The organism is Blastomonas sp. UPD001 (assembly GCF_003426715.1).
Lineage (GTDB): Bacteria > Pseudomonadota > Alphaproteobacteria > Sphingomonadales > Sphingomonadaceae > Blastomonas.
Map to the genome: position 1 here is coordinate 1 of NZ_QKVT01000055.1, position 3,188 is coordinate 3,188.

At 65.5% G+C, this 3,188-nt stretch carries 4 protein-coding genes; 2 read left to right on the forward strand and 2 right to left on the reverse strand.

Going from position 1 to position 3,188, the window contains the following annotated elements; genetic code table 11:
- Nucleotides 1–696, forward strand: a 696-nt coding sequence (locus tag DM995_RS18310) for an MFS transporter (protein WP_116970622.1), incomplete at its 5' end; no start/stop codon positions are given.
- A 27-nt stretch (nucleotides 697–723) separates the two neighbouring features.
- Here the strand turns inward: DM995_RS18310 and DM995_RS18315 are convergent.
- Nucleotides 724–1,587, reverse strand: a complete 864-nt coding sequence (locus tag DM995_RS18315; protein WP_116970623.1) for an isocitrate lyase/PEP mutase family protein — start codon at nucleotides 1,585–1,587, stop codon at nucleotides 724–726.
- Between the two features lie 325 nt (nucleotides 1,588–1,912).
- Here DM995_RS18315 and DM995_RS18320 point away from each other — a divergent pair, with 325 nt between their 5' ends.
- Entirely contained in the window at nucleotides 1,913–2,590 is a 678-nt protein-coding gene (locus DM995_RS18320) for a hypothetical protein (RefSeq protein ID WP_198669483.1), read from the forward strand.
- A 109-nt stretch (nucleotides 2,591–2,699) separates the two neighbouring features.
- Here the strand turns inward: DM995_RS18320 and DM995_RS18325 are convergent.
- Nucleotides 2,700–3,188, reverse strand: a 489-nt coding sequence (locus tag DM995_RS18325) for a zinc-binding dehydrogenase (RefSeq protein ID WP_157973325.1), incomplete at its 5' end; no start/stop codon positions are given.

The window sequence follows — 3,188 nt, forward strand, 5'->3', positions numbered from 1 at the left end:
AGCGGTTGGCGCACCGCCGTGGTCGTCATGGCGGGGGCGACGCTGGCGATCGGGCTGCCCGCCAGCCTGCTGGTCGGGACCGCCGACCGACCCGCACCGGGGGAGCGGCACCGGGGGCGTTTCGAGGCGAGCCGCCAGACCCTCATGCTGCTGCTCATCGCCTTTCTTCTGGGCCTGATCGTCGCAGGGCTGATCGTCCACCTCGTGCCGTTGCTCATCGACCGCGGCATGGCCGCGACCGAAGCCGCGCAGACCGCCGCCATCGTCGGGGTTGCGGTGCTGGCGGCGCGGCTGGTCGTGGGCTATCTGTTCGACCGCTTTCACGCGCCCTATGTGGCGGCGCTGTTCCTGCTCTCGCCCGTCGTCGCGGCGCTGCTGCTCTGGGGCGGCGGCCCGGTGACGATCGCTGCGCTGATGCTGGGGCTCGCCGCAGGTGCCGAGGTCGACATGCTCGCCTATTTCACCGGACGCTATGCCGCGCTCGCCAATTACGGCGCGACCTATGGCGGCGTGCTGGGAATCTTCTGCCTGGGGGCGGGCCTGGGACCGATGCTGTTCGGTGCGGCGCATGATGGGATGGGCGGCTATGATGCCGCGCTGCTGGGATCGGCGCTGGTGCTGTCGCTGGTCGTCGTGCTGATCGCCACGCTGGGCCGTTACCGCAACGATTCCATCCCATCGGTCTGCCCCGGCTGAGGCGCACGCACCGGCCAGGTTGTCGCGCTATTCCGGCGTGCGGCCCCATTTCCTTTCGAAGGCCCAAACGTCCTCGAACCCGATCAGCGAGCAGAATTCGGAGAAATCGAACAGCCCCTCGGGCTGGCCGATCCCCTTTTCCTTCAGGTCACGCAGCACCTTCTCCATTGCGGCGCTGGCCGCCAGACTGGTGAGCGAAGGATAGATGGCATAGGCATAGCCGATCTGCGCCAGCACGTCCGCTGGCGGGACCGGCGTCTTGCCGTGGTTCGACATGTTCGCCATGCACGGCTTGTCGAGCATTTCGCACGCCTTGCGCATCTCCTCTTCGGAATGGAGCGCCTCGGGGAAGAGAACGTCGGCCCCGGCCCGGGAATAGGCTTCCATCCGGCGCAGTACGCCGTCCAGCCCCTCGCTTTCGCGCGCGTCGGTGCGGGCGATGACGACAAAGTCGTCCGATGTGCGCGCATCGACCGCGACCCTGATCTTCTCGACCATGTCCTCGGTGGAGATCAGGCGCTTGAAGGGCGTGTGGCCGCATTTCTTAGGGAATTCCTGATCCTCGATCTGGATCGCGGTGACGCCGCTCGCCTCATAACCCTTTACCGTATGGTGGACGTTCAGCAGCCCGCCATAGCCGGTATCGCCATCGGCTATCACCGCTGCGTTGCTGGTGCGCACGAGCGTGTCCATGCGGTTGCGCATCTCGGTATAGGTGGCGATGCCGGCATCGGGCAGGCCCCAGGCCGAAGCGGTCAGCCAGTAGCCGGTGCCATAGACGATGTCGAAGCCGACCTTGTTGGCGATGACCGCGGCGATCATGTCCTGAAGGCCGGGCACCACGAAGAAGCGGCCCGCATTCAGCTTTTCGCGCAGGATGGGGTTGGCCATGTCGATCAGTTCCTTGTGCGTGGGGCCGGCGGAGAGCGGTCGCAAGCCAATTGCGGCAGAACCGCTGCCCGCCCTTTTGGGGCAAGCGCTAGTCCGGCGTGTCCGGGCCGGGCGGGATTACGACAGACTTATCCGCCAAGCGGCGTTTTGGACAGGCGGCACCTGGTCAAGGTGCCCGCTGCGAATGGCTCGGCCGCGATAACCTGCCGTGCGGCGGCTCTGCTTGTGCCCGTCATGCGGGCAATTGCCGACAAGCCGCTGCCCCGCCGCGGCCGCGCTGCCAGAATTCCGGCGGACAAAGCGCGAGGAAGAAAGGGGAAAGCCGTTGTTCGAGGAAGTACTTGTGCTGCGATGGGTCCACATCATCGCGATGGTCTATTGGCTGGGCGGCGAATGGGGGGTTTTCCAGACGAGCTTCAACGTCATCAATCGCAAGCTTGCGATGGAGGAGCGCAGGCGGCACATGGGGACCGCCTATCGCATCGATATCCTGGCGCGCACCGGGATCATCCTGCTGCTGCCGCTGGGGCTGCACATGGGTCATATCTATGGCCTCCAGCCTTATGGCGGGGGCTATCTGACCGCAATGTGGGTTTTCGTCGCGGGCTGGATGGCGCTCTGCTGGAGCGCCTTCATCAAGCGCGAGACCGATACCGGCGTGATGCTGACCAAGCTCGACGAGAAGATCCGCTGGGTGCTCATTCCCGCCATCTTCGTGGTCGGCATCGCCTCGCTGCTGGGGCATGGCCCGCTCGAGGCCAGCGAGGGGTCGCGCTGGTATGCGACCAAGCTGACGCTCTATGGCTTTGCGCTGTGCATTGGCCTTGGTCTGCGCTGGATCATGCGCTTGTGGACGATCCGCTTCCGCCGCCTTGCCGAGGGGCCCAATCCGGCCGAGGAAGCCGCGCTGGAGCGCGAATTCGGCTATGGCCGCATGATGGCCTATGTCTACTGGATCACGATTTCGGGTATCTGCTTCCTCGGAACGGTCAAGCCGTTCTGAACCGGGCCAGCCGTCGCGCATGGCGGGAAGAGGGGGCGGGCCGATTCGGGTCGCGCCCCCTTTTTCATGGGCATGGCGGGCGGCGCGGACATCGTGCGCCCGGTCAGGATCACTCCGTCGGTTGCGCCAGATCGACCACGACCTTGCCCATCGACTGCCCGGACAGCAGGCGTTCAATGCCGTCGAAAATGCCTTCGATGCCCTGGTTGCGCTGGCTGTCGAGATGCACCTTGAGCTTGCCGCGCTGATAGAGATCGAACAGCCGCCTGCGGGCGTCGTCCCAATAGGGGGTCAGCAGGCCGTTCATGAACCCGCGCACCGATGCGCCCTTGTAATAGATGGCATTGGCGATGCGCGGCGCGGCGACGATCTCGGGCCTGCCTTCGAGATCGGCAGCCGCACCGCCCACCACCAGCCTGCCATGGTTGGCGAGATTGGCCAGGAACGCGTCGAAGATCGTTCCGCTGACGGTATCGATCGCGACATCGATCCCGCGCGGATATTCGCGCGACAGCACAGCACTGACGTCTTCCGTCCGGTAGTCGATCGTGCGCTCGGCGCCCAGCGCGGAGATAAAGGCGCATTTTTCGGCGCCGCC

What these genes read in the sequence shown, in the direction of transcription:
- DM995_RS18315 (WP_116970623.1), bottom strand. Translation starts at nt 1,587, where the DNA reads ATGGCCAACCCCATCCTGCGCGAAAAGCTGAATGCGGGCCGCTTCTTC.